The sequence below is a fragment of the uncultured Limnohabitans sp. genome (genome assembly GCF_937889215.1).
GTDB lineage: Bacteria > Pseudomonadota > Gammaproteobacteria > Burkholderiales > Burkholderiaceae_C > Limnohabitans_A.
Genome location: NZ_CALBEX010000193.1, coordinates 1 through 1,239, shown reverse-complemented (window position 1 = coordinate 1,239; position 1,239 = coordinate 1). Strand labels below are relative to the sequence as shown.

The window sequence follows — 1,239 nt, the reverse complement described above, 5'->3', positions numbered from 1 at the left end:
ATCGGGGTGGCGCATTGCCCGCAGCATGTCCAGCGAGGCAGGTCATCCGCCAGAAATCATCAGCACCTTGGAGGACACGCCTTTTTATGTGCGTTCATTGGTGCGCAATCAATGGCAGTCCGAACAAGTGACGGCGGTGCACGAGTCTTTGGACATTCCCCGGCTGGTGTCATGGCCGGTGCAATTCATGTTGCCTTGGCGCATGCCAAGACGGGCGTGAACGCATCAGCTTTTTTGCTGGGCCCGCTGCAGAGTCCGCTCTCGCTCCCGAGGGCCAAAGCTGGAGGCCAAAGCCCCTTCAGAGGCCAAACCCTCCAAGTAAAGGGCCTCAATTTCAGGTGCTGCACGCAGCAGCTGGCGCTCGGCAAAAGGCATGTGCAATAGGGCCCGCAATGCAAACAAAATGCGCATCCACCCGGGCAGCCACACCCTTCGCTCTCGCTTGGCCATGGCACGCACAATGACACGCGCTGCATCGGGTGCCGTTGATTCGCCGTTCAACGGACCCGGCATGGTGTCGCGCAAGCGGACAAAACCAGGGTGCAGCGCCCCTTCTGTGACCAAGGGGGTGCTCACCCACCCGGCGTGTAAGACGCCCACACCGACGCGATGCGCTGCCAGCTCAATGCGCCATGAATTGCCCATGGCTTCCACGGCCGATTTGCTGGCCGCATAGGCCGACATCACCGGTGGGTGGGCAAACGAAGACACAGAGGCATTGATCAACACATAGCCTTGCTGTTGCATGAGGGCTGGCAAGGCCGCTCGTACGGTGTTGAAAACCCCAAACACATTCACCTCAACACAGCGACGCCAAGCGCTCGGTTCGACATAGGCCAAGGGCCCAAAAGCGGCCACCCCTGCGTTGGCAAAGACCACGTCAATTTGGCCATGCACCGACAGTGTTTGGGCCACCACCTCGTGCATGGCGTCAAGGTGTGTGACATCGGCCACGCAATACAAGGTGTTGGGACCACAGCGCAGCGCCATGTCGGCCAAGGGCGCTGCATCACAATCCACCAAAACCGGTGTACCCCCTTGTGCCGCCACCTCCAAGGCCGTGGCCGCGCCAATGCCAGAAGCGGCACCTGTGATCAACACCACGTGATTGCTGTTGCCCCAAAAGGGTTTGAATGTGGGCTTAGGCGCGGTCATGCCAGGGGCTGTTTCAAGCAGCTTTGGTGACCATGAGGTAAACAATAGGCAGCGGCAACAAGGTGGCAATCGCCCCCGAAATTT

General features: G+C 59.7%; 1 protein-coding gene and 1 pseudogene. One reads left to right on the top strand and one right to left on the bottom strand.

Going from position 1 to position 1,239, the window contains the following annotated elements; translation table 11 throughout:
- A pseudogene (locus tag Q0341_RS04990) lies at nucleotides 1-220 on the top strand (carotenoid 1,2-hydratase); the annotation flags it as partial.
- Between the two features lie 5 nt (nucleotides 221-225).
- Here the strand turns inward: Q0341_RS04990 and Q0341_RS04985 are convergent.
- Nucleotides 226-1,101, bottom strand: a complete 876-nt coding sequence (locus tag Q0341_RS04985) for an SDR family NAD(P)-dependent oxidoreductase (RefSeq protein ID WP_299510966.1) — start codon at nucleotides 1,099-1,101, stop codon at nucleotides 226-228.
- Between the last annotated feature and the right edge of the window lie 138 nt (nucleotides 1,102-1,239).